At 27.1% G+C, this 21,574-nt stretch carries 19 protein-coding genes, 4 tRNA genes and 1 other RNA gene; 14 read left to right on the forward strand and 10 right to left on the reverse strand.

The features are described from left to right. Positions 1-82: 82 nt before the first annotated feature. The gene (gene fbaA, locus QIA21_RS02820) at positions 83-1,162 is read left to right on the forward strand and encodes a class II fructose-bisphosphate aldolase (protein WP_301393055.1); all 1,080 of its coding nucleotides are present in this window, start codon (positions 83-85) and stop codon (positions 1,160-1,162) included. 421 nt (positions 1,163-1,583) lie between these two features. Here the strand turns inward: fbaA and aspS are convergent, their stop codons facing one another. From aspS to QIA21_RS02855, 7 genes are read right to left on the reverse strand one after another with little or no spacing between them, the layout of a single operon-like run. Beyond that, positions 1,584-3,344 carry an aspartate--tRNA ligase gene (gene aspS / locus QIA21_RS02825; RefSeq protein ID WP_301393056.1) on the reverse strand — a complete coding sequence of 587 codons (1,761 nt, stop codon included), beginning with the start codon at positions 3,342-3,344 and terminating at the stop codon, positions 1,584-1,586. A gap of 3 nt (positions 3,345-3,347) precedes the next feature. Next, positions 3,348-5,453, reverse strand: a complete 2,106-nt coding sequence (locus tag QIA21_RS02830) for a cation:proton antiporter domain-containing protein (protein ID WP_301393057.1) — start codon at positions 5,451-5,453, stop codon at positions 3,348-3,350. Next, positions 5,450-5,644: an HPr family phosphocarrier protein gene (locus QIA21_RS02835; protein ID WP_301393058.1), complete on the reverse strand. Its 195-nt coding sequence runs from the start codon at positions 5,642-5,644 to the stop codon at positions 5,450-5,452. Before QIA21_RS02835 ends, QIA21_RS02830 begins: the two co-directional genes overlap by 4 nt. 14 nt (positions 5,645-5,658) lie before the next feature. Then, entirely contained in the window at positions 5,659-5,952 is a 294-nt protein-coding gene (locus tag QIA21_RS02840; RefSeq protein ID WP_301393059.1) for an HPF/RaiA family ribosome-associated protein, read from the reverse strand. Then, complete coding sequence (gene rpoN, locus QIA21_RS02845) at positions 5,942-7,201, reverse strand: RNA polymerase factor sigma-54 (RefSeq protein ID WP_301393060.1); 1,260 nt, start codon at positions 7,199-7,201, stop codon at positions 5,942-5,944. Before rpoN ends, QIA21_RS02840 begins: the two co-directional genes overlap by 11 nt. A 2-nt stretch (positions 7,202-7,203) precedes the next feature. Next, positions 7,204-7,737, reverse strand: coding sequence for a chromate transporter (locus QIA21_RS02850; protein WP_301393061.1), 534 nt, complete (start codon positions 7,735-7,737; stop codon positions 7,204-7,206). After that, positions 7,734-8,339, reverse strand: a complete 606-nt coding sequence (locus tag QIA21_RS02855; protein WP_301393062.1) for a chromate transporter — start codon at positions 8,337-8,339, stop codon at positions 7,734-7,736. Before QIA21_RS02855 ends, QIA21_RS02850 begins: the two co-directional genes overlap by 4 nt. Before the next feature lie 210 nt (positions 8,340-8,549). Between QIA21_RS02855 and QIA21_RS02860 the strand changes: the two genes are divergently transcribed. Then, on the forward strand, positions 8,550-9,392 hold the full coding sequence (locus QIA21_RS02860; protein WP_091972203.1) for a mechanosensitive ion channel family protein: 843 nt from the start codon (positions 8,550-8,552) through the stop codon (positions 9,390-9,392). On the opposite strand, the gene QIA21_RS02865 is transcribed toward QIA21_RS02860, so the two are convergent. Next, positions 9,389-10,537: a glycosyltransferase family 4 protein gene (locus QIA21_RS02865; protein WP_301393063.1), complete on the reverse strand. Its 1,149-nt coding sequence runs from the start codon at positions 10,535-10,537 to the stop codon at positions 9,389-9,391. The two genes, QIA21_RS02860 and QIA21_RS02865, sit on opposite strands and share 4 nt — an antisense overlap. A 56-nt stretch (positions 10,538-10,593) precedes the next feature. Between QIA21_RS02865 and holA the strand changes: the two genes are divergently transcribed. Both holA and QIA21_RS02875 read left to right on the forward strand, forming a co-directional pair. After that, positions 10,594-11,583: a DNA polymerase III subunit delta gene (gene holA, locus QIA21_RS02870; RefSeq protein WP_091972199.1), complete on the forward strand. Its 990-nt coding sequence runs from the start codon at positions 10,594-10,596 to the stop codon at positions 11,581-11,583. 3 nt (positions 11,584-11,586) lie between these two features. Next, positions 11,587-12,192 (forward strand): hypothetical protein, encoded by a 606-nt coding sequence (locus QIA21_RS02875; protein ID WP_301393064.1) that lies wholly within the window; start codon positions 11,587-11,589, stop codon positions 12,190-12,192. 101 nt (positions 12,193-12,293) lie between these two features. On the opposite strand, the gene uvrC is transcribed toward QIA21_RS02875, so the two are convergent. Next, positions 12,294-14,108 (reverse strand): excinuclease ABC subunit UvrC, encoded by a 1,815-nt coding sequence (uvrC, locus tag QIA21_RS02880; RefSeq protein WP_301393065.1) that lies wholly within the window; start codon positions 14,106-14,108, stop codon positions 12,294-12,296. Between the two features lie 122 nt (positions 14,109-14,230). Here uvrC and QIA21_RS02885 point away from each other — a divergent pair, with 122 nt between their 5' ends. The 4 genes from QIA21_RS02885 (at position 14,231) to QIA21_RS02900 (ending at position 17,345) form a co-directional block, all read left to right on the forward strand. Further along, the gene (locus QIA21_RS02885; RefSeq protein ID WP_301393066.1) at positions 14,231-15,748 is read left to right on the forward strand and encodes a fibronectin type III domain-containing protein; all 1,518 of its coding nucleotides are present in this window, start codon (positions 14,231-14,233) and stop codon (positions 15,746-15,748) included. Beyond that, entirely contained in the window at positions 15,741-17,051 is a 1,311-nt protein-coding gene (locus QIA21_RS02890) for a tetratricopeptide repeat protein (protein ID WP_301393067.1), read from the forward strand. Before QIA21_RS02885 ends, QIA21_RS02890 begins: the two co-directional genes overlap by 8 nt. Positions 17,052-17,113: 62 nt before the next feature. Further along, positions 17,114-17,202: transfer RNA gene (locus QIA21_RS02895), tRNA-Ser, on the forward strand. 56 nt (positions 17,203-17,258) lie between these two features. Next, positions 17,259-17,345, forward strand: a tRNA-Ser gene (locus QIA21_RS02900). Between the two features lie 25 nt (positions 17,346-17,370). Here QIA21_RS02900 and QIA21_RS02905 read toward each other — a convergent pair. Continuing rightward, on the reverse strand, positions 17,371-18,078 hold the full coding sequence (locus tag QIA21_RS02905; RefSeq protein ID WP_301393068.1) for a hypothetical protein: 708 nt from the start codon (positions 18,076-18,078) through the stop codon (positions 17,371-17,373). A gap of 74 nt (positions 18,079-18,152) precedes the next feature. Here QIA21_RS02905 and QIA21_RS02910 point away from each other — a divergent pair. The 6 genes from QIA21_RS02910 to QIA21_RS02935 all read left to right on the forward strand — a co-directional run bounded on the left by QIA21_RS02910 (position 18,153) and on the right by QIA21_RS02935 (position 21,344). Continuing rightward, positions 18,153-18,226, forward strand: a tRNA-Arg gene (locus tag QIA21_RS02910). A gap of 17 nt (positions 18,227-18,243) precedes the next feature. Then, positions 18,244-18,330: transfer RNA gene (locus QIA21_RS02915), tRNA-Ser, on the forward strand. A gap of 3 nt (positions 18,331-18,333) precedes the next feature. Beyond that, an RNA gene (gene ffs / locus QIA21_RS02920) (signal recognition particle sRNA small type) lies at positions 18,334-18,430 on the forward strand. Between the two features lie 239 nt (positions 18,431-18,669). Beyond that, positions 18,670-20,355 carry a DNA polymerase III subunit gamma/tau gene (dnaX, locus tag QIA21_RS02925; RefSeq protein WP_301393070.1) on the forward strand — a complete coding sequence of 562 codons (1,686 nt, stop codon included), beginning with the start codon at positions 18,670-18,672 and terminating at the stop codon, positions 20,353-20,355. 4 nt (positions 20,356-20,359) lie between these two features. Then, complete coding sequence (locus QIA21_RS02930) at positions 20,360-20,659, forward strand: YbaB/EbfC family nucleoid-associated protein (RefSeq protein ID WP_301393071.1); 300 nt, start codon at positions 20,360-20,362, stop codon at positions 20,657-20,659. 175 nt (positions 20,660-20,834) lie between these two features. Continuing rightward, entirely contained in the window at positions 20,835-21,344 is a 510-nt protein-coding gene (locus QIA21_RS02935; protein ID WP_301393072.1) for a nucleoside-diphosphate kinase, read from the forward strand. Positions 21,345-21,574 lie beyond the last annotated feature (230 nt).

Genomic DNA, 21,574 nt, shown 5'->3' on the forward strand with positions numbered 1-21,574 from the left:
TTAAACTCAATTCTACTTCTTAGGTGTATAATTTGTTATAGTTATTTGATAAAGAAAAATAAAATAGAAAGGAGTGATATAAATGGGTGTTTTAGACAAGATTAAGCCGGGTGTAGTTTATGGAAAAGAGTTGCACTCTTTATATGAGATATGTAAAAAGGAAGGATTTGCTATTCCTTCTATTAATTGTATAGGAACAAATTCTATTAATGCAGTTTTAGAGGCAGCAAAAGAAATTAATTCTCCTATTATGATACAATTCTCCAATAGCGGTTCTGCTTTTGTTTGTGGGAAAGGATTGAAGATAGAAAAACCACAAGGAGTTTCAGTAGTTGGAGCTATTTCTGGAGCTATGCATGTTCATTTGATGGCAGAGCATTATGGTGTTCCTGTTGTTCTTCATACTGACCATTGTGCTAAAAATTTGCTTCCTTGGGTTGAAGGACTTTTAGAGTATGGTGAGAAATACTATAGTCAGCACAAAAAGCCATTATTTTCTTCACATATGTTAGATTTGTCAGAAGAGCCTATTAAAGAAAATATTGAAATTTCTAAAAAATTCTTAGAAAGAATGGCAAAAATTGAAATGTTTTTAGAAATAGAGCTTGGAATTACTGGTGGGGAAGAAGATGGAGTTGATAATTCGGACAGAGCTTTGCATGAACTATTTTCGACTCCCGAGGATATTTATTATGGATATTCAGAACTTTTAAAGATTAGTCCAAATTTTCAGATTGCAGCAGCTTTTGGGAATGTTCATGGAGTATATAAACCGGGGAATGTTAAGCTTACTCCAAGAGTGTTAAGGGATGGTCAAGATTATGTTATATCAAAAACAGGAGTAAATACCGCTAAGCCAGTTTCTTATGTTTTTCATGGAGGGTCTGGATCCACAATTGATGAGATTAATGAGGCACTTTCTTATGGAGTTGTAAAGATGAATATTGACACAGATACGCAGTGGGCTGCCTGGGAAGGTGTTTTAAATTATTATAAAAAAAATGAAAATCGTTTGCAAAGTCAATTAGGAGATGGTAAGGATATCGATATTCCAAATAAGAAATTTTATGATCCAAGAGTTTGGTTAAGAGAAGCTGAAGTTTCTATGAAAGAACGTGTGAAGATTGCATGCAAAAATCTTAATAATATTAATAGAAATTAAATAAAAATTCACTAATTTTTATTTGCGAGCTGCTTTTTGAGCGGCTTTTTTTATTATTCTATTATGTTTCAGATTATTGAATTATAAAATTATTGATTATTCTATATATTTTTTCTATTATTTATTTTTAAAATTTAAATAAAATAATAATTTATTTTTAAATGATTGCTAAATGTCATGTTTATTAAGTTCGTATAATTTAAGAGGGAAGTAATTAAGATTTTTTCTAGATTTTAAAAAAGCATTTTGTTTTAGATTGATTTTATGTTTTTTTCATAATGTTTGCTGTTTGTGAAAAATTAAAATTAAGCTTTGATATTCAGTTTCTTGAAAAAAATATTAGATTATTAGAAAATTCCAAGGATATGGTTAACTGGTTTTTATAATTTTAAATGTGTATGTTATAAGTTGTATTATGAATTTAAGCATCATCAGAAACAATGCTAATTCCCAGTTCTTTGAGTTGTTCATTTGAGATTTTAGAAGGCGAGTTATCAAGAGGACTTGCCGCAAAAGAATTTTTTGGAAATAGTATTACATCTTTTATTGAAGTTGATTTTGTCATTAACATTATGAGTCTATCAATTCCAATTGCAATGCCACCATGATTTGGAGCCCCATATTCTAATGCTTTTAGGAAAAATCCAAATCTATCTTCTAATTTTTCTTTTTGAAATCCTATTATGTTAAAAATTCTTTGCTGAAGTTCTTTGCTATGTATTCTGATTGAGCCTGAACCAAGCTCTACACCATTTAAAACAAGATCATAAATTTCACCTATGGTTTTGTTTGGATTTTTTTCTAAATTGGCAATATGTTGCTTTTTGGGAATCGAGAACATGTGGTGAGCCGGTGTATAGGTTTTTGTATTTTCGTCATATTCAAATAGTGGAAAGTCGTAGACCCATAGAAATTCAAATTTATTCTCATCTATTAGTCCAAGATCGTTTGCAATTTTTATTCTAATTTGGCCCAATACTTTGCAAGCAGTTTCCCATTTGTTATTAGCTGTAAAGAAAATTATGTCATTATTCTCTAGAGAATAAGCTTTTATCAATTGATGTTCTTCTGTTCTTAAAAATGTTGCAATTCCTCCAGAAAATTTATTGTTTTCAATTTTTGTAAAGTAAAGTCCTTGTGCTTTGTAAAGCTTTGCAATTTCTTCTAAATTATTTATTTTTGTTCTTGAAAACTTATCAGCTTTATCTTTTACTATTAAAATTTTAATTGAACCTTTATTTTTTAGAGTATCTTTGAATACATTAAATTCTGAATTTTTTAGATTTCGACTTATATCTTGTAGTGCAAGTTCAAATCTGGTGTCTGGTTTGTCGCTGCCATATTTATTCATTGCCTCTTTGTATGTTATTTTTTTAAATTTTTTAGGCAAGTTAATATTAAGGCAATTTTTAAATATTGAAAAAATCATATTTTCTATTAATTTAAAAATATTTTCTTTTTTGACAAAACTCATTTCAAGATCAAGCTGCGTGAACTCTGGTTGTCTATCGCCTCTTGAATCTTCGTCTCGATAGCAACGGGCTATTTGAAAATATTTATCAAATCCCGCTATCATTATAAGCTGTTTGTAAAGTTGTGGAGATTGAGGTAAGGCATAAAAAGATCCTTTGTGAATCCTTGATGGAATTATAAAGGATCTTGCGCCTTCGGGTGTTGATTTTACAAAAGTTGGAGTTTCTAGTTCTAAAAATTTTCTTTTTACTAAAAAATTTCTAATAAGATGAGTGGCCTGAGATCTTAAAATGATTTTATTCTTCAATGAATCTCTTCTTAAATCTAAGTATCTATATTCAAGTTTTGAGTTTTCACTTGCATTATTGTCATCTTCTATCATAAACGGCAATTCATTACACTTTGAGATAATTTCAATGTTTTTTGCCAATATTTCAAAATATCCTGTTTTCATATTTGTATTTATCATGTTGGGGGGCCTTTTGATCAATAATCCTTGAATTTTAATGCAATATTCAAGCTTTATTTTTTCTACGATCTTTAAAAGATGTTCTTCGTTTATCAGAACTTGAGCTTTCTCATATCTGTCTCTTATGCTTAGAAAGGTAAATTTTCCGTGGTGTCTAATTTTTTTTACCCAAGCATTTATTTCAACTTTTTTGTTTATCAATTTTTCATTCAATTCATTACATTTGATAACTTTAAACATAATTCAGCTCACTATTATATTATAAATTTCTTTATCCGTTTTTGCATTTAAAATTTCTTTTTTATATAGATCAACTTTGCCTACAACAGATGCTAAAATTCTAGGGTAGCTAACATAATCTTTTGCTGGGCACAATATTAATATAAAAACATGGCTTAAATTCTTGTCAAGAGCATTAAAGTCAATCCCTTCATGGCTTATTCCTATTGCAATGTGTATTTTTGAGATTAAATTTGTTTTTAAATGAGGAATAGCAAAGCCTTCTTTTAGCGCAGTAGTAATTAATTTTTCTCTTTCCATTAAATCTTGAAATATTCTTTCTTTGTCAATTTCAATGTTTATTACGCTTAGAAGTTCTCTTAGCACATCAGGTTTATTGCTGGATTTTAATTCTAGAATAATGTTTTCCTTTTTTATTCTTTTATTTAGGTTGATCTTACTAAGAATTTTATCATAATTTATTGAGTAATCTAGTTTTTTTGCTCTTAAAGAGACTGTTTCAACTTCTTTGGTTATTTTTTCTAGGTTTAAGATTGTTTCTCTAAAAAGATCTTGTATTATTATTAAGTGATTATTTGGGCATTCGAATGTGATTTTACTACCTTCTCGTTTTATTGAGAAGGATATATTGTTTTTTCTTGCATTAATATATTGTGAGGAATCATTTTTAATTTGTTGTGTGAAAAATCCTTCTTTTCTTAACTCATTTTTTAAGTCCCATATAAGAATTTTGGCTAAATTATCATATTCAAATGATACGCATATGTGTGTATTTTGATCTATTGGGAGTTCTTTTTTAAGTCCGCTTTTATTTATTTTGAACAAGAAGTTTATTATGGGTGTTGCAATGATTGTTGGCAAAAATACCATTATTATTATAATTCCAAATATTTTTTGACTAATAAATCCTGAAGATAATGCTACATTTGCCATAATAAGTGAAACTTCTCCTCTTGGGACCATTCCGGTTGCAATTTTTAAGGCTCCAAGTTTATTAAATCCTAAAAAGAGCGCTGGAATAAAGCAAAATGTACTTTTAGTAATTATTGCTATTGCGCTAATTGCTAATCCTAAAATAAGAACTTCTTTTGAGAGTATTTCATTGATATCTGACATAAGTCCAATCGATGTAAAAAAGATTGGGATAAAAAATCTTTCAAAGATTGTTAGTTTGTCTTGAATTACATATGCTATGTCTGTTTTTGACATAGCAAGCCCAAATACATAAGCTCCAACAACAAAAGACATTTCTAGATTTTGGAAAATGCTTGCGATAGTAAGGGCCAAAGAGAGTGTTATTACGGTTGCTAAGGTGACACTGTTTAATTTTTTCAGCAGCTTTGAGAGCGTTTCTGATACATATATTAAAGAGAAAGTTAAGCATAGCCAAATTACTATGTTTTGAATTATACTTTTGATCGAGCTTGCTATATCAAGATCCGATATAGATCTTGATATAGTTATTACGCTTGTAAGCATAAGCATTGAAAGCACGTCATCAATAATTGAAGTTGAGATTATTGTCACCCCTTCTGAGGTACTCATTTTTTTCTTTGCTGAGAGTATACTTGCTGCAATACCTGCTGATGTTGGGGTTCCAATTATTCCAATAAAAAGGGAGGTTGGACTTATTAGAGGAACATTAAAAATTATGCTGGCCATTAGTACAAAACCTGTGAAGGTGCCAACAACTTCTATTATTCCAATAATTCCTCCGCGTGGCAAAAATTTGATAAATAATTTTAAGTCAGTTTCAAGTCCTGCTGTGAAAAGTAATATTATTGAAGCTATGGTAGAGATTGCAAATATTTTTTCATCTATTAAATAGTTTTCTCCAATTTGAGTTATCCCTAATGGAAATAATAAAGGTATTTTAATTTTTCCAAAGGCATTCGGACTTAGAATTATTCCTGCCGTTATTTGTCCTATTACTTTTGGAATACCTATTTTTGCTACTAGATTTCCTAGTGAAATAGATGAGATTACAATGATTGCCAGACTCATGACAAAATATGACATTTTTGCCTCAATATCATATTTTGTTGAGTATGAAAATAAAATATTAGGTAAGTGTAGTAATATTGTTATGTAAAAATTTTTTTTATTCATTTTTCAAGCTCTTTTGAAAAATTATATTTTAGTAAATTTAACAAAATTTTAATTGCTAGTTTTTCTTTTTCACCATTGACTGTTATTTTTATATTGCACGAAAAGTATTTATTTGCAAATTTAGCAATGATGTTTGCTGAGCTTGAATGTATTTTATCTTTATTTATTATCTTGATTTTTACTTCTTGCATTTTTTGCTTATATCTTATTTATTGTTTTTTTTCTCTTTTTCTTTAGTTGCCGATTTGTAAAGTTTTTCCATTGCACTATCAATAAGGTTGAGAAGTGTTTTTCCATCTTCTCTTATATGTATTATTTTACCCCAATTAAAGTGAAGATGTGCGTCTAATTCAAAAAGCTCACGTTCTTTTTTGATTGTAATTTTTAAATTTTCTACATGTTTCTTGATATGATTATCAAATTTTTCTAGCTTTTTAAAAATAAATTTTTTTTCACTTTCATCTAAGTTATAATTAACAGATTGAATTTTAGGTTCCATAATATATTTTTCCTTTCTCAGATTTTAATTCATTTCTATACTTGTTTACTGTTCTTCTAGAAATAGAGATTCCTTTGGATTTCAGTATAGCAGAAATTGCTTTATCTGACATCTTTTTATTTACTTCTAACAACTTATTTACTGTTATTTTAATGCTTAATTTTGAAAATTCATTTGTTTTTGCTCCACCGACAGAGCTAAATAGCTCTTTGATCAATATTGTACCCCATTCGCATTTTAAATATTTATTTTTTATTGCTCTTGATATTGTTGATTTTGATACACTGATTTTTTCTGACAAAATGCTCAAGTTCATTGGCCTTAAGCTTTTAAAGCCTCTTCTTAGAAATTCTTTTTGCAATGTATATATGGCTATTCCTATTTTTGCAAGTATTTCGTCTCTATATCGTAATGATTCAATCAACCATTTTGCTTTTTTTTGTTTTTGAGGATTTTCTGTTGTCCTTTTAAGTTCTTTCTTAAAGATGTTAACTTCTTTGATTTTAATTTCAAATTTGTTATTGTGGTTTATTATTAATATATCTGGATCAACATAGAAATTAGTATCGTTTGGATCTTTAAATTCGAGCGTTGGGTTGGGGTTGAGTTTTTGTCTGATAATTTCTAAGGCCGTGTTAAATTCTTTACTTCTTATTTTGAGCTCTTTTTTTAACTTTTCTTGAGTTTTTTCAATAAGTTCGGCTTTTTCAAGAATCTTGATAATATTAGTTTCTAATTTATGATGCTTTGCTTGCAAAATTAACGATTCTATTATATTGGGGACACAAATTCCAATTGGATCAAATTTTTGAATAAGTTCAATTATTTTTTTTACTTTTTCCTTCTCTTCCTTTTTAAAAAGATCGTAAGGGTTTATTATATGAAAACCTTTGTTGTTTAGATTGTTTATTAATATTTCACCTATTTTAAGTTCATCTTCATTTATTCTTTGAATCCTTAATTGTAGCAAAAGGTGCTCTTTTAAAGAAGTATTCGTTTTTGTTTTTTCAAGAGCTATGTCGTATTGACTTTTTATTATATCATCTTCTTTGTAAAATATTTTTTTAAACTTATATGTTTTCAATGTTTCAAAAAATATTTTATTTGAGTCTATTTCTAGGCATTCGTTATTTTCGCTTTCTTCTAGTATAAGTTTTGTTAATTCTTTTTTATTAAGGCTTAATATCTTTATTGATTGTATTTGAATTGAATTTAAATTTTGGGATAACTTTAATTTTTGTTTAATCATATTTATATTAATGTATACAAAAATCCGCTAAGCATAATTACTAATGCTGGACTTATTTTGTTATAAAAAAATAAAATAAAAAAATTAATTCCTACAACAGTCAAGGTTCTTAAAAGCTCTGTTTTGTTGTTCTCTATTTTTAAATATGTGTTTTCAAGCAAAATTATTATTGTAATTATCCACAGTGCAACAATAATAGGTTTTAGATTTTCCAAACAATAATTTAAAAAGCTTATTTTGTGTAGCATTGAAAGAATTATAATCATTATTAATATTGGAGCTGTTATTAGTGCTAATGTAGCAATTATTGCTCCTGCAATTCCTGCAATTTTCATTCCAACGTATGTTGCTATATTTGTGGCAATAGGTCCAGGGGTTATTCTTGATATTGTAATCATATTAATGAATTCTTCTTTTGTTATCCATTGTTTATTATTAATTAATTCATTGTTTATTATTGCTGCAATTCCATTGCCCCCTCCGAAATTTAATAATCCGATTTTTAAAAATGTAATGAATAAATTTATTAGAATCAATCGATATCCTTTTTTTGTTTAGTTAATATTTTTTTTATTGTTATATATTTTAGCGTATATATTAAAAAGAAAATTAGTAGTATATATGATATTTTTATTTTTAATTTAGAAATTGCAAAGATTACAAGAAAACATATTGTCCATTTCATTATGGAATTGTTCAACATTTTTTTTGAAAATTTTAAAACAACTGTTAACATTATGATAATTGAAGAGATTTTTGCACCTTCTAGAAATTTTTCAACATGTATATTATCCGACACTAATTCTAGGTAAAAGAAAACCATTACTATTGCAATAATGGAAGGTAAAATTCCGGCAACAACAAGTAAAAGTGCGCATGAAAAACCCCCAAATTTTTTTCCTACTAGGAACACAAAATTAATTGCTGTAACTCCAGGAATAACATTTGATGTTGCAAGTATTTTGTTGAAATCGTCTTCGGATATTATCTTTCTTTTTTTAACAAGTATTTTTTTAAGCTCAGATATAATTACTAATCCTCCGCCAATTGTAAATGTTGCTGTTTTAAAGACAAGTAAAAACAATTCCAGAATCTCATATAACTTTTTTTGTTTCTTTTTATATATTTGTTTTGTCAAAATTAGTAAAAACCTTTGGTATACTAATTTTACCACAAATATTGTTGTAATGTATTTTTTATTATTGATTGGTGTTGATTAAAAACATGCTTTATTATGTTTTAATCGATTGACTTATTGTTTTTACTAGAGTTTTTCTATTGAAAGGTTTGTTTGTTTTTTGTGCTATAATTCAGTTAATTTATGTGAAGTCTAGAGGGAAAGTTTAGTTTGTTTAAGGAATTTTTTATATTTCAAGATTATTTTAATCATATTTTTGAGAGTGTGGTGGGTTACAGTTTGAAAGTTTCGATTGCTATAGTGTTGTGGTATTTTTTAAAGTTGATAGTTAAAAAAATGGGTAAAATCTTGTTTAAGACTTTGGAAAAGTCTAGATTAGAGGATAAGTTAGAGGTTACAGTTTTTAACTTTTTGAAATCTTTTTTCAAAATATTAACAGATTTTGTTATTGTTTTAATAATATTGCCATATCTTGGGGTGCCTACAACATCTATTATTGCTGTATTCGGATCATTAGGGCTTGCTATTGGGCTTGCTGCTCAGGGTATTTTGTCTAATTTTGTTAGCGGATTTATTGTTTTAAATTCTAAATTTTTTAAGTGTGGAGATCACATTAAATGTGGTGATGTTGAAGGTTTGGTTGAGAATGTCCAAATTTTTTTTACTACACTTAAAACATTTGACGAAGAAATTATTAAGATTCCAAACAGTAAGCTTACATCCAATTTTGTTGTTAATTTTTCGGCAAATCCTAGAAGAAGGGTTGTGTTTTCTTTTCAAGTTCCCCATGATACGAATATTGGTTTATTAAAAGATAAAATAGAAGATTTGATGATTTTCAATAATAAGAAATTTAATGTTGAGATTTGTTCTCCTACTCTTATTGTTAAAGAATACACTCCTTATTATATAGTCGTGCAGGTTAGATTTTTTATCAATACAGATGTTTTTTGGGATTTTCAATATTTTATTGGTGAGTCCATTAAGAATGTTTTATTTGATATGAAAATTAAGTTTCCAATTTGCTTCATACCTTTTGATAAGCTATATTAATGATTTTTTTTTGCAATAATTTCTGAGTAATAATTTTCAATTTTTTTTGTAAAAAAATGACTTGAAAATTTAGTAGAATATTTTTTTGCATTTTGTTTAAATGTTTTTAGTATTTTATCATCTTTTATTACTTTATCTATGTAATGAGATAAGTTTTCACATTTTTTTATTAAGAATCCGTTTATTCCTTCTTTTATTACGTCTTTATATATATAATCATTTATTAAAATGGCAGGTATCCCAACAGTCAATGCTTCTATTACCGTCATTGGATATACCTCGCTTCTTGATAGACTGGCAAAGATATCAGAGATTTTATAGTAATAACATATTTCTTCCCATGGAATTGTTCCTATTAGCAATATTTGTTTTTCAAGTCCATGTTTAATGCTAAAATTTTTTATTTCCTTTTCTTCGCTTCCTTTGCCAATAATGATAAGCTTATAATTTCTGTTTTGTATTAAAAGGTCTTTTAAATGTATCACTAATGAATTAATGTTTTTTTCTTTATTTATTCTTCCAACAAATATGATTATTTTGTCTGTTTGCTTTATATTGTGCTTTTTCAAAATTTCATCTTTTTTTTCTTTACTTAGAGTTTTTATGAAAAGCTTTCTATCAACTCCATTTGGAATTATTTTATAGTTAGAATTATTTGAAAGTTGAAAATATCTTTCTTTTGCTTTACTTGATGGATAAATAAAATATTTTATTTTATTATAGTGTTTTCGTATCATTTTATCAGGTTTAATAAAATATTTAAAAATTCCTAAGTAGTGTAAATAATAATCCCACATTGTGTGGCTTGTGTGAACTATTGGTATATTTTGTTTTAATGCAATTTGTTTTCCAATTTTTCCCATAGAAAACTCAGAGTGAGTATGAATGATGTCTGGTTTATAGCTTTGTATTATTTTAGCTATTTTTCTTTTATTGGGAAAAGCTATTACGGCGTCAAGTTTTTTATTTATTTGGATAGATGAGCATCTATAAACGTTTTTTTCGTTTGCAGATTTTTTGGATTTTGGACAAAATATGTAAACTTCATAGCCATTTTTTTCAAATCCTTCTTTAATTTGCTTTATTGACGTTGCTACCCCATTTTTTTCTGGGATATAGGTATCTGTAAATATTGCAACTTTCATATTCTCCTCCTAGCTTAAGTATAATATATTTGGCACTTGGATTATAATTTATTTTGATGCAAGTGGTTTATTTATTGTTGGGCAGTGAACAAGGTTTAAAAGAAGCTTATTTAAAAGAGCTGTTAATTAAGTTAGATGCTTTTAAATCGGAAGTTTCGGTTACTAAAATTTTTTTGTCAGAACTCTCAGTTGTTGAATTTGTTGAGAAACTATTTTCCAATTCTTTTTTTTCAGAAAAAGAAATTTTCATTGTTTATGAGTCTGAACTTTTAAAAGCAGGAAAAGATTTAGAACTAGTATGTAATGCAATTTTGAAGTCTAATAATAAAACTGTTATTTTTGTTTCTAATAGCAATTCATGTAACATTGATTTTAAGAACAAACTTAAATTTATAAAAAAAGTTTTTTATGAGATTTCCGATGATGACAAATTTACATTTGTAAAAAGAAATTTTTTTAATCTTAATGTTAAGATTACAGATTCTGCAGTAAATTTAATGCTTTTGATGCTAAATTCAGATACTAAAATTTTGAAATTTTACATAAATTCTTTTGCGCTTTTTGCCAAGAACAACACTATCGATGAGGAAGATATAACTTCTTGGATTAGTTTTGTTCGTTTTGAAAACACTTTCTCTTTATTTAATTCAATTTTAAGAAAAGATATGGCACATTCTTTGATAAAGATTAAATCTATTTTGGATCAGGGGGAAGATTTGCTTAATGTTTTAATGAGTCTTATTTGGCAATTTAAAAGATTATTGAAGGTGCAAATAGATTATAATACATATGGAAGCTTACAGAGTGCATTGAATAAAAATAAAATCTTTTTTTCATTAAATAAAATTTATAGAGTAGGGGTTAAAAATTATTCAATTGCAGAAATAAAAATTGTTTTGAAAATTTTATATAATTTTGATTTATATTTGAGAATTTATTCTAAAAGTATTCATCAAAATTTGTCATATTTGTTAATATTTTCAATCTTAAAGCTTAATAATAATTTTTTTAAGCATACTTTTGCAGAGTCAAAATTTAATTTTTAGTATATGAAGCAAAAATTAAGTTGGATTTTATTGTTTTGTTTTTTATCTTGTAGATCTGAATCTAGATTGGCAGAAATTGTTTTAATAGGGTTTTTTGATTCTATTAAAAACTTGCAAAGCAATCCCGAAATATTTTTTGATTATTTAAATATTCCAAGTGATGATGACCTGAGAGCAAAAATTTGTGGGTTAAAGTCTCAGGCAAAAGATGATTTTATTTTTTATCCTTTATTTTTTAATAATCTAAGATATGAAATAATAGGTAAAAAAAATATTCCTAAAGGCTTTGAATTTGAAGTTATTATTAAAAATATAAACTTTCAAAATGGGATAGAAAAATTTTTGGATAAATTAAATAAAATTGAAGGAAGACCTTCAAAGATTAAAAATTTAGAAAAGAAAGATCGTAAAAGGATATTTGATAATTTAATAAATGAAGTTATTGGCGAGCTGGATGATTTTGACTACACCGAGATTGTTCATTTTTTTAGAGTAGTTAAGAGTTTTTCTGGAAGATACAAAATAGAGCTTTTAGGAGATGTTTTGAATATGCAAGTTAGAAACAAGCTTATTAATAATCTTTTTTTAGTTTTATCGCCTGGAATTTAAAATAGTATTTTGATTTTAAAAAGCATTAATAAATAATAATCTAGTTTGAAATTTTGTAATTTTATTGGTAATTTACTGGTTATATAAAATTTTGATTGAATTTAAAATTTATTGTGATTATAATTTTTTATTGAGTTTTCTTTTATTGCAAATTCTTTTATTCTTTTTGCAAGTTTAATATTTACTTTTATTTTTTCTGAAATTTCATTTTCACTTAAAGGCAATATATCCTTATAGGTTCCTATTGATTTTAATATTTTTTGAGCTGTTTTTTCTCCAACTCCATTTATTTTTGTGTACAATAGTGTTATTTTTTCTCTTCTTTTTCTGTTAAATCTGTTAGCTTTTCTGTGCGCTTCATCTCTTACGTTTTGCAGTATCCTAAGAGCAAGATGTCCTTGGGGTAGATTTATCCCTTTGTTTTTTGTTGTTAAGAATATTGTTTCGTGTTTTTTTGCCAATGAACAGATTTTAACCTTGTTTTCTATTTTTAAGTCTTTTAAGCTAGAAAAAGCAGCATTTAATTGTCCTTTTCCCCCGTCAATTAAGATTAAATTTGGAAGCTCTAAGTTTTTATTGATTATTTCTGAATATCTTCTTGAGATTACTTCTTTTATTGCCTTAAAGTCATCAATTTCTCCTTTTAATAGTGAGTTTAACTTGTAAAGCTTGTAGTTTTCTTTAAAGGGCATTCCCATTTTAAAAGTAACCATGGAAGCTACTGTTTCTTGCCCTTTAAGATGAGCAATGTCAAATCCTTCAATTATTTTGGGAAGTTTATCCATTTCTAGAAAAATTTTTAAACTCTCCAGTGCTTTATTGTTTTTATTTTCATATTCTCTTAATGATAATTCAGCATTAGATATAGCCATTTCCATTATTTTTAAAATTTCTTCTGTTTCTTTGTAAATAATTTTTGTTTTTGTATTTTTAACGTCATTTATTAGTTTTTCAACATTTTTAGTGTCTACATCTTTAAGAAAAATATTGATTTTGTCGGGCACTATCATATTAATAGCTGTGTAATATTGAGTCAAAAATTGTAAAATCAGCTCATTTTTTTTGCATATGCTCTCATCAAAGTTTGCATCTCTTTCAACTAATTTTCCATTTCTATATTTTAATACTATTATTGTATTTACATTTTCTCCTGGATGAACATGCACATAATCTGTGTTTAAATTGTTGGTTTTTGTAACGATTTGGATTTGATTAATCTCTGTTAAAGAATTTTTAATTTCTTTTAATTTAATAGCAGTTTCAAAATCTTCTTTTTGTATGGCAAGTTTTAATTTAATGTCAATTTGGTTTAATATTTCGGATGTATTTCCTTTTAGTATAGATTTTGCTTTATCTAGTTCTTTTTGATATTCTTTTTCGAGATTTTCCTTGTAGCATGCTCCAAGGCATTGTCCCATATGGCAATATAGACAAGGAGTTTTAGATTTTTTTTTGCACTTTCTAAGTTTAAATGTTTTGTTAATAAAATCTAATACTTGGTCCAATTTTTTTACATTGGTAAATGGTCCAAAATATTCACTTTGGTCGTTAATTATTTTCCTGGTTTTGAAAATTCTTGGATATTTTTCACGAGTTATCCTTACCATGGGATAACCTTTCCCGTCTTTTAATTTTACATTGTAGTCAGGCTTATGAGTTTTTATTAGATTGCATTCTAGAAGCAATGCTTCGTATTCACTGTTTGTTGTGATAACTTCTATTGATTTTACATTTTCCATTAATATTTTTATTTTGTGGCTTTTTTTTTCTAAAAAATAACTTTTTATTCTTGATCTTAGATTTTTTGCTTTTCCAATATAGAGTATTTTTTTATTTTCATTTAGCATTTTATAGCAGCCACTTGTAGTTGGCAGTTTTATTGCTTTTTCAAATAAACTTATTAGGTTGTCTTTCATAATGTCAGATAGTTTTTAGATTTTAGAAATCATCTTATGATATAATCATTGTATCATAAGATGATTTGTTTTATGTTATGAGATATTTAAAAATGTGAATAATAACAAATAAAAGGTCAAAAATGAGATTAATTTTAATGTTCTTGCTATTTTTTTTATGCTTTTTTATTCTTTTATCTCAAGAATTGAAGTTAATACTTGATTCAAAAAAAAATTTTAAATTTATTCAAGATTCTAGCAATATTACTTTTGAAAGAGATATGAGAGGTTTGCTTGGTATTTATTTGGATAGATATAAAGCTGTTTTGGATTTGAAAAATATTGATTTACGCTTAGAAATAGGAAGAGATAATAAATTAAAAGACACATCTTCAAATTATTTAGTTAGTGCAAAAAGCTTGAGAGTTTCAAATGAATTTCGTAATGTTTCCAACGGCTCTTTAATTTTTTATTCAAATCAAAATCCTGTCAAGTTTAAGCCATTAACAAAGAAAGCTTTCTTTTTTTCAGGCAATACTGTTTCTGATTTTACTATTAAGTTTTGGGTATATCGAACAACTTCTGTTACAGGAGAAATTATTTTTAGTTGGGATGGTTATAAAAATATTAATAATTTGTGGGTAGATCAGTCGATTAGATTAGAAAGCGATGAGGGAAATTTTGTTTGGGTTTTAAACAATGTATTTTTAAAAGATAATAAAGAACCTATTAAAATTAGAATGAAAAGCAATGATGATTTTATTCCAAAGAAATGGCATTTGCATACTTTAAGATATAGACAAAGGGATGGCATACTTGAATATTTGATAGATTCTAAACCTCAAGCAATAGAATATATAACAGATAATAAAAAGGAAGGGTCAGGATATTTATTAAGTATTGGAAATTTTATTGATTTTACCTTAGGAACCTATTTTACTGGTGCGGTTGAGAATTTGGAAATACATAAAAGCTTTGAAGAGATTAGTAATGCTTTTTTTTCAAAGAATATGGGATACATTATTACAGAGCCTATTAAGCTTTCTAAATATTATTCTCAAGTATTGTCTTTTGATGTTGATTCTAATGTCCCCAAGGATACAGAGATTGTTTATTATTACAGATTAGATAACAAAGTATTTTATAATACAGATAGCTATGGGAATATTAAGAAAAATTTAACTGGGGCGTGGATTCATTTTGATCCTAAAAAAGATTTTCCAGATTCAAAGATAGCAAAATATATTCAAATAAAAGTTGAATTTTATCCCAGTGGAGATTCTGTAAGCAGTCCTTCTCTTTATAGTATGTCGATTACCTATGTTCCTGAAGCAGCCCCATTTCCCCCCGTAATAACAAAAGTTATTCCAGGCTCCAGAGAAGTTTTTATTGAATGGATTCCTGTTGTTAATAGTAGTGTTGAAGGGTATTATATTTATATTGGCGTTGCCTCTGGTAATTATCATGGAAAAACCGGCAGTGTTTTAGCTTCTCCTATTGATGTTGGAAATCAAACTTCTTTTAAGATTACAGGACTTGAAGATGGAAGACTTTATTATATTAGTATTGCTGCTTATAATTTAGATAAAAGTGTTAATAAGACTTCTTTCTCGAAGGAAATTTCTGTAAGGCCTATGGAGATTTTTAAAAAATATGAATAACTTTAGTTTTGAGAAAGCTTTGAATTTTTATAAAAATGGTGACTTTAAAAGTTCTCTTGACAATTTAGATGTTTTTGATGAGAATTTTGATTCTCTTTCACTTAAAGCGCTTATTTATTTTAAGAAAAAGGATTATAAGGCTCTTTTATATGTGTTAAATACTTATTCTGTTGTTTTGAGCGAATACAATTTTTTAGTTAAGCTTATAGATTATGGTAAAGTTGAAAAGAATAGAGATGATTTAGGCCCTTTTGAGAATTATAATTTAGGTGTTTTTTATTTCAATTTAAGAGAATATGAACTTGCATTAAGTTGTTTTTTAAAGGCTAAAGAGCAAAAATCTGGTTTTATACAAGCTTTAAACAATAGTGCTGTTTTATTTGAAATGTTGGGCAATAAGGACGAGGCTTTAAAATTGTTTTTTAAAGCTAGAAGTTTGGATCAAAACAATTCTTTTGTTAATCTTAACATTTGGGTTTTAAAAAATAGCGAATCTCATGAGACACCAAGCTTTTTGAAAATAGACGAAATTTTTTCTGATGCCAATCTTGCTTTTGTTGTTAATTATTTAATGTATTATTTCTATTCTATTGGGGAAATAAGCAGGGCAATTAGACTTTCTGAAAAATTTTTAACAGATTCCCATTATTCTAAGTATATTTGGCATAATAGGGCAACCATTTTTCATAAAATAGGGAACATGACTCAAGCCACAGCATCTTATGTTAAAGCCATTTTGAATTTTTCAAATATTTATACAATTTATAATATGCATATTGCAACAATTGAGCTTTTAAAATTTTCTCCTAAAAAGTCTATTGAAAGAATGGTTAATGATTATTCTAATCTAGATTTGATATATTTGTATGCAACTTTATTTTTTCTTAGAAATCGTGATCTTGAAGATGCCTATTTTTATATGAAAAAACTTTGTGAGCTTAATCCAGGGCCTTATTCAAAATTTTTAAAATTATTTGAGTCTAGCGAGGATATGTTGATTGAAAATTTGCTTGAAGAATTTGCAGTATCTTTAAGAGTAAATTGGTATTTGGAGTATTTATTTTTTATTGACAATTCTTTAAATTTGAGAGATCCCGTTTTTATTTTTGATCATAATATAAGAGTAAATACATATATTTGGAGAATTAAGGATGAGTGCATTGAATTAAAATTTAGCAATAATGAGGAGAAAATGGTTCAAGAGATCTTGCACGAGGAATTTATTTGTTCTGAAACTGACATCTCTATTGGAGATTTTCAAAATTTAATAGATGCTTACAAAGAGTTTAGAACGAATTACTAATATTTGTAATTTATTTAGTTGACAATAATAATATCTCTAAGATAATATGTATTAATATTGTAGGAGAGATGCCAGAGTGGCCGAATGGGGCTTCCTGCTAAGAAGTTGTCCTTTTAAAAGGGGACCATGGGTTCGAATCCCATTCTCTCCGTAATTATTTAAATCTTGACAGTGTGTGCTTTATTTATTAAAATTTGTTTTAACTCTGGAGAGGTGGCAGAGTGGTTTAATGCTACGGTCTTGAAAACCGTTGTAGGTGTAAGTCTACCGTGAGTTCGAATCTCACCCTCTCCGTAATTATTGTGTTTTATTTTAAGCGTTAAGAGTGTGGGGTTTTATTGAGCTCATACTCATTTTCCGTGTTTTCATGTATGGGAAATTGAAACTCGATTTTATCGCATTCATTGCAATCAGTTAATAATGGATTATAAAAAATTATAATTTGATTATTTTTAAAGTAATATTTATATCTTGGAAAGATTGTTGTGAATTCTTTTTCTAATTCGCTTAGATTGTGTTTATCTTTAATATTAAGATCTTTAATTTTACTTTTTACCTGTTCTTTTAATACGTTTATTAGAGAATCCAGCTGATCTTTTGATATTATTTCTGAAATTTCTATTTTTTTGTTGCCTTTTAAGTTTAAAGAGGAATATTTTAAGAGGGTGTTTGATTCTTTTTCTTTGAAAGATTCTTTATATAAAATAGATGTAATATCAATATTTTCATTTTTAAATATTGTAAAGTTAGAAAAATAAAAATATTCATTTCTTGAATTTCCAGTTTTTGATATTTTATTTTCTACATCTTTTTTCCATTTTTTTATAAAATTTTCAAATTCAAAGTTTGCATTTTCCATAAAAGGAATTTTTGCGTCTATGTGTAAAATGTTATTATTTTTTAATATTTCTTTTTCTTTAATATTTTTAGTTTTAATTATGAATTCATAATTAACTTCATTCAAGACCGATTTAGAGCATGATAAAGTAGATAATATTAAAAGGAAAATGATTATTTCAGTCTTCACAGCTTCTCCATTTTCTGTTGAATGTTTTTATTGTAATAAATAGTAATTTTTATTACAATAAAAATTAATTGTTTGTGTCCATAGCTCAGTTGGATAGAGCGTTAGATTGCGATTCTTAAGGTCGGAGGTTCAAGTCCTCTTGGACACGGAAAAGTTTGTTAGTCTGGAGAGATGGCCGAGTGGCTTAAGGCGCACGCTTGGAAAGCGTGTATACGGTAAAATGTATCATGGGTTCGAATCCCATTCTCTCCGATTCCTAGGACCCGTACTATCAAATGTTGCTAAATCCCGTCAGGACTGGAAGGTAGCAGCGGTAAGTAATTTTTTTGGTGAGTACGTAAGTCTTAGGTTTGATTTTTAGTCAAAAATGCAATACTTTGTTTTATGTTAAGATATGAGTTTATCTTTTTAAAACTTGCAACCTTGTTATATTTTATTGAAAAGCTTTTTTTGTTAGATATTTTTTATGTTTTTAAAATTCTTTGATACTTTTTCTAAAGTAATAGTTCTAAGATATAAATATATTGTATAGTATATATTTATAACATTTTGCCTATTAAGGCATATTAAAACATTAGGAGGTAAAAGTTAATGGCGTCTTCAAGAGGCACTGCTCTTAAGAAACGACCCAGGGATTTCAGCTCTCTTGAAGGGCAAGATTTTGTTGTTGAAACTCTAAAGCATTCTATAGAAAAAAATAAAATAGCAAATGCTTATATCTTTTCAGGACCAAGAGGTGTCGGCAAGACTTCATCAGCCAGGGCTTTTGCTAGATGCTTAAATTGTAAGAATGGTCCAACAGTTATGCCTTGTGGAAAGTGTAGCAATTGTAAATCTATTGAGAATGACAGCAGTCTTGATGTTATTGAAATTGATGGTGCTTCAAATACTTCGGTTCAGGATATTAGACAAATCAAAGAAGAGATAATGTTTCCTCCTGCAATTTCCAAGTATAGAATATATATTATTGATGAAGTTCATATGCTTTCTAATTCTGCTTTTAATGCTCTTTTAAAGACAATTGAAGAGCCTCCAAATTATATTGTTTTTATTTTTGCCACTACAGAGTCACACAAGCTTCCAGAGACAATAAAAAGCAGATGTCAGCATTTTAGTTTTAAACTTTTATCGTTAGAAAAGATTTATAATATGCTTAAGAAGGTTTGTTTTGAAGATCATATTAAATATGAAAATGAAGCTTTAAAATGGATTGCATATAAAAGTAGTGGTAGCGTAAGAGATGCTTATACTCTTTTTGATCAGATAGTTTCTTTTACTAATTCTGACATTAAATTAGATCAAATAAGATCTAAGATGGGTTTAACCAATGATGAATTTTTAGAAAAGCTATCAGTTAGCATTCTTAGTGAAGATGTGAAGGGGTTAATTTGTGTTCTTGATTCTATTTTTTTGTCTGGAGTGTCTTATGAGCAATTTTTGTCAGATTCAATCGAATTTTTTAGAGAGGCATTATTTTTAAAGATAGGTATTAAAAATTTTGAGTTTATTGGAATTAAATCTGAAGATTTGAGAAAGAAACTAATTGAGTTTGATTTGAACTATCTTGAAAGAATTATTGTTGTTTTGCTTGAAACTTACAGAGATTTGCAATTTTCAGTTAATCCAAGATATGAGCTTGAGATTAATTTTATTAAAATTTTAAGACTTAAAAACTATATTCCAAATCATGTTTTAATAAAACAAATTCAAAATCTTGAGGACAATTTGTTAGAAAATACGGTTTTAGATTTAAACAATTTTGATGTTTTAACGAATAAAAAGAGCAGTAAGGATGATTTAGCTTTTATTTCAGTAAGGTCTAACTTAGAGTATGAATTACCCGAAATTAAATCTTTAGAAAAAAAGGAAACCGATTGTGATGAGAATTTGTTAACAGAAGTTAATAGAAATCTTTTAAAGACCAATGATATTGATGATATTGATGAGATTTTTATTGAGGATGACGATTCAAGCAAAGAAAATGATTTTATTGATATAAGAGATAAATTTATTTATATTGTTTCAAGATATATTCAAACTTTAGTTCATTCAGGAGAAGTTATTATTGATGATAATGTTCTTTATTATAAGGTGTTTAGTGAATTCGAGTACAATGAGCTTCAAAGTTATAAAGGTGAGATAAGGTCTGAATTTTATAAAGAATTTCCCAATTTAAGCATTGTGTTTCAGAAAAATTTCAAAAGCCTTGAAAAGGATTTTGAAAAATTAGAAGCTGTGAAAAATATTTTTGGAGCAAGTGAGGTTCTAGGGGGATAAAAATATGGCAGTAAATCCGTTAGATTTTTTAAAAAATATGTCTAGTGTTAAGAGTAATATTGACAATATTAAAAAGGAAATGTCCAAAATTACGGTTTGTGGTAAGGCAGGTAGCAATATTGTTGTTATTGAGATGGATGGCGAATTTAATGTTAAAAAAGTTTCAATCAATAAGGAATTTTTTAATGATTTAGACAATGATGCTTTTGAGCAAATGGTTAAATCTGCTTTAAATGATGCTGTTTCTAAGGTTAAAGAAGAGATAAAATTAAAAACCATGGGTACTCTTCCTTTTGGAATGTAATTGTTGGTTTTGTAAAAGTTATATTTTGATTTTTCAATATAATGCTAAGTGCTTTATAATTTGTGGTATTCTTTATAAATTTAATCAATCAGATGTAATTTTGTTATTAAGTTAGGTATTTTAATTTATTTAATTATTTTTTTTAAATACATGTCCTAAATTTTAGGAGGATTTTATGTCAATGTTATTGCAAAAAACTTTATGTATTATTAAGCCAGATGGGGTTAGAAGGGGTTTAATTGGCGATGTAGTTGCTAGATTTGAAAGGGTAGGTTTAAAAATAGTAGCTGCTAAAATGCTTGTTGTTGATGAGAGCATAGCAAAAAAACATTATTTGTATGATGATATTGCTTTTAGGCATAGTGAAGAGGTTTGGAGATCTTTAATTAAATTTATTTCTAAATCTCCTGTTTTTGCATTTGTTGTTGAAGGGGTTGAAAGCATTGAGGTTGTTAGGAAACTTTGTGGTGCTACTGAACCAAAATTAGCCATTCCCGGAACAATACGAGGAGATTTTGCTTATCATAGTTTTAGGTATTCAAATGAAAAAGGTTTTTCAGTTTATAACGTGATTCATGCATCTGCAAATGAGGTAGATGCGATTCGTGAAATACCGATTTGGTTTAAAGATAATGAAATTTTAAACTATAAAAGAGATGATGAATGTGAGCATTATTATTGTTAATTTTTATAATCCATTTCTTTAAAGAGATAAATATTAAATTTACAATTTAATACTTATCTGAAATAAGAGCAATTTTTGTATTTTTGTTTCAATTTTTTGTATTTTTAGGAGAGTTTTTATACAGAAAACTATTCTTAAGGGTGGTATTTTTATTTTGCTTTTATTTTTTACATTATAATTGATTATATAAATAAATTATATTTGATAAAGTTTTTAATGTTATATTGTTA

This window comes from Borreliella japonica (assembly GCF_030438115.2).
In the GTDB taxonomy this organism is placed as follows: Bacteria; Spirochaetota; Spirochaetia; order Borreliales; family Borreliaceae; genus Borreliella; species Borreliella japonica.

What these genes read in the sequence shown, in the direction of transcription:
- QIA21_RS02865 (WP_301393063.1), bottom strand. Translation starts at nt 10,537, where the DNA reads ATGAAAGTTGCAATATTTACAGATACCTATATCCCAGAAAAAAATGGG.
- QIA21_RS02830 (WP_301393057.1), bottom strand. Translation starts at nt 5,453, where the DNA reads ATGAATAAAAAAAATTTTTACATAACAATATTACTACACTTACCTAAT.
- QIA21_RS02930 (WP_301393071.1), top strand. Translation starts at nt 20,360, where the DNA reads ATGGCAGTAAATCCGTTAGATTTTTTAAAAAATATGTCTAGTGTTAAG.
- QIA21_RS02935 (WP_301393072.1), top strand. Translation starts at nt 20,835, where the DNA reads ATGTCAATGTTATTGCAAAAAACTTTATGTATTATTAAGCCAGATGGG.
- QIA21_RS02835 (WP_301393058.1), bottom strand. Translation starts at nt 5,644, where the DNA reads ATGCAAGAAGTAAAAATCAAGATAATAAATAAAGATAAAATACATTCA.
- QIA21_RS02840 (WP_301393059.1), bottom strand. Translation starts at nt 5,952, where the DNA reads ATGGAACCTAAAATTCAATCTGTTAATTATAACTTAGATGAAAGTGAA.
- dnaX (WP_301393070.1), top strand. Translation starts at nt 18,670, where the DNA reads ATGGCGTCTTCAAGAGGCACTGCTCTTAAGAAACGACCCAGGGATTTC.
- holA (WP_091972199.1), top strand. Translation starts at nt 10,594, where the DNA reads ATGCAAGTGGTTTATTTATTGTTGGGCAGTGAACAAGGTTTAAAAGAA.
- rpoN (WP_301393060.1), bottom strand. Translation starts at nt 7,201, where the DNA reads ATGATTAAACAAAAATTAAAGTTATCCCAAAATTTAAATTCAATTCAA.
- fbaA (WP_301393055.1), top strand. Translation starts at nt 83, where the DNA reads ATGGGTGTTTTAGACAAGATTAAGCCGGGTGTAGTTTATGGAAAAGAG.
- uvrC (WP_301393065.1), bottom strand. Translation starts at nt 14,108, where the DNA reads ATGAAAGACAACCTAATAAGTTTATTTGAAAAAGCAATAAAACTGCCA.
- QIA21_RS02885 (WP_301393066.1), top strand. Translation starts at nt 14,231, where the DNA reads ATGAGATTAATTTTAATGTTCTTGCTATTTTTTTTATGCTTTTTTATT.
- QIA21_RS02875 (WP_301393064.1), top strand. Translation starts at nt 11,587, where the DNA reads ATGAAGCAAAAATTAAGTTGGATTTTATTGTTTTGTTTTTTATCTTGT.
- QIA21_RS02890 (WP_301393067.1), top strand. Translation starts at nt 15,741, where the DNA reads ATGAATAACTTTAGTTTTGAGAAAGCTTTGAATTTTTATAAAAATGGT.
- aspS (WP_301393056.1), bottom strand. Translation starts at nt 3,344, where the DNA reads ATGTTTAAAGTTATCAAATGTAATGAATTGAATGAAAAATTGATAAAC.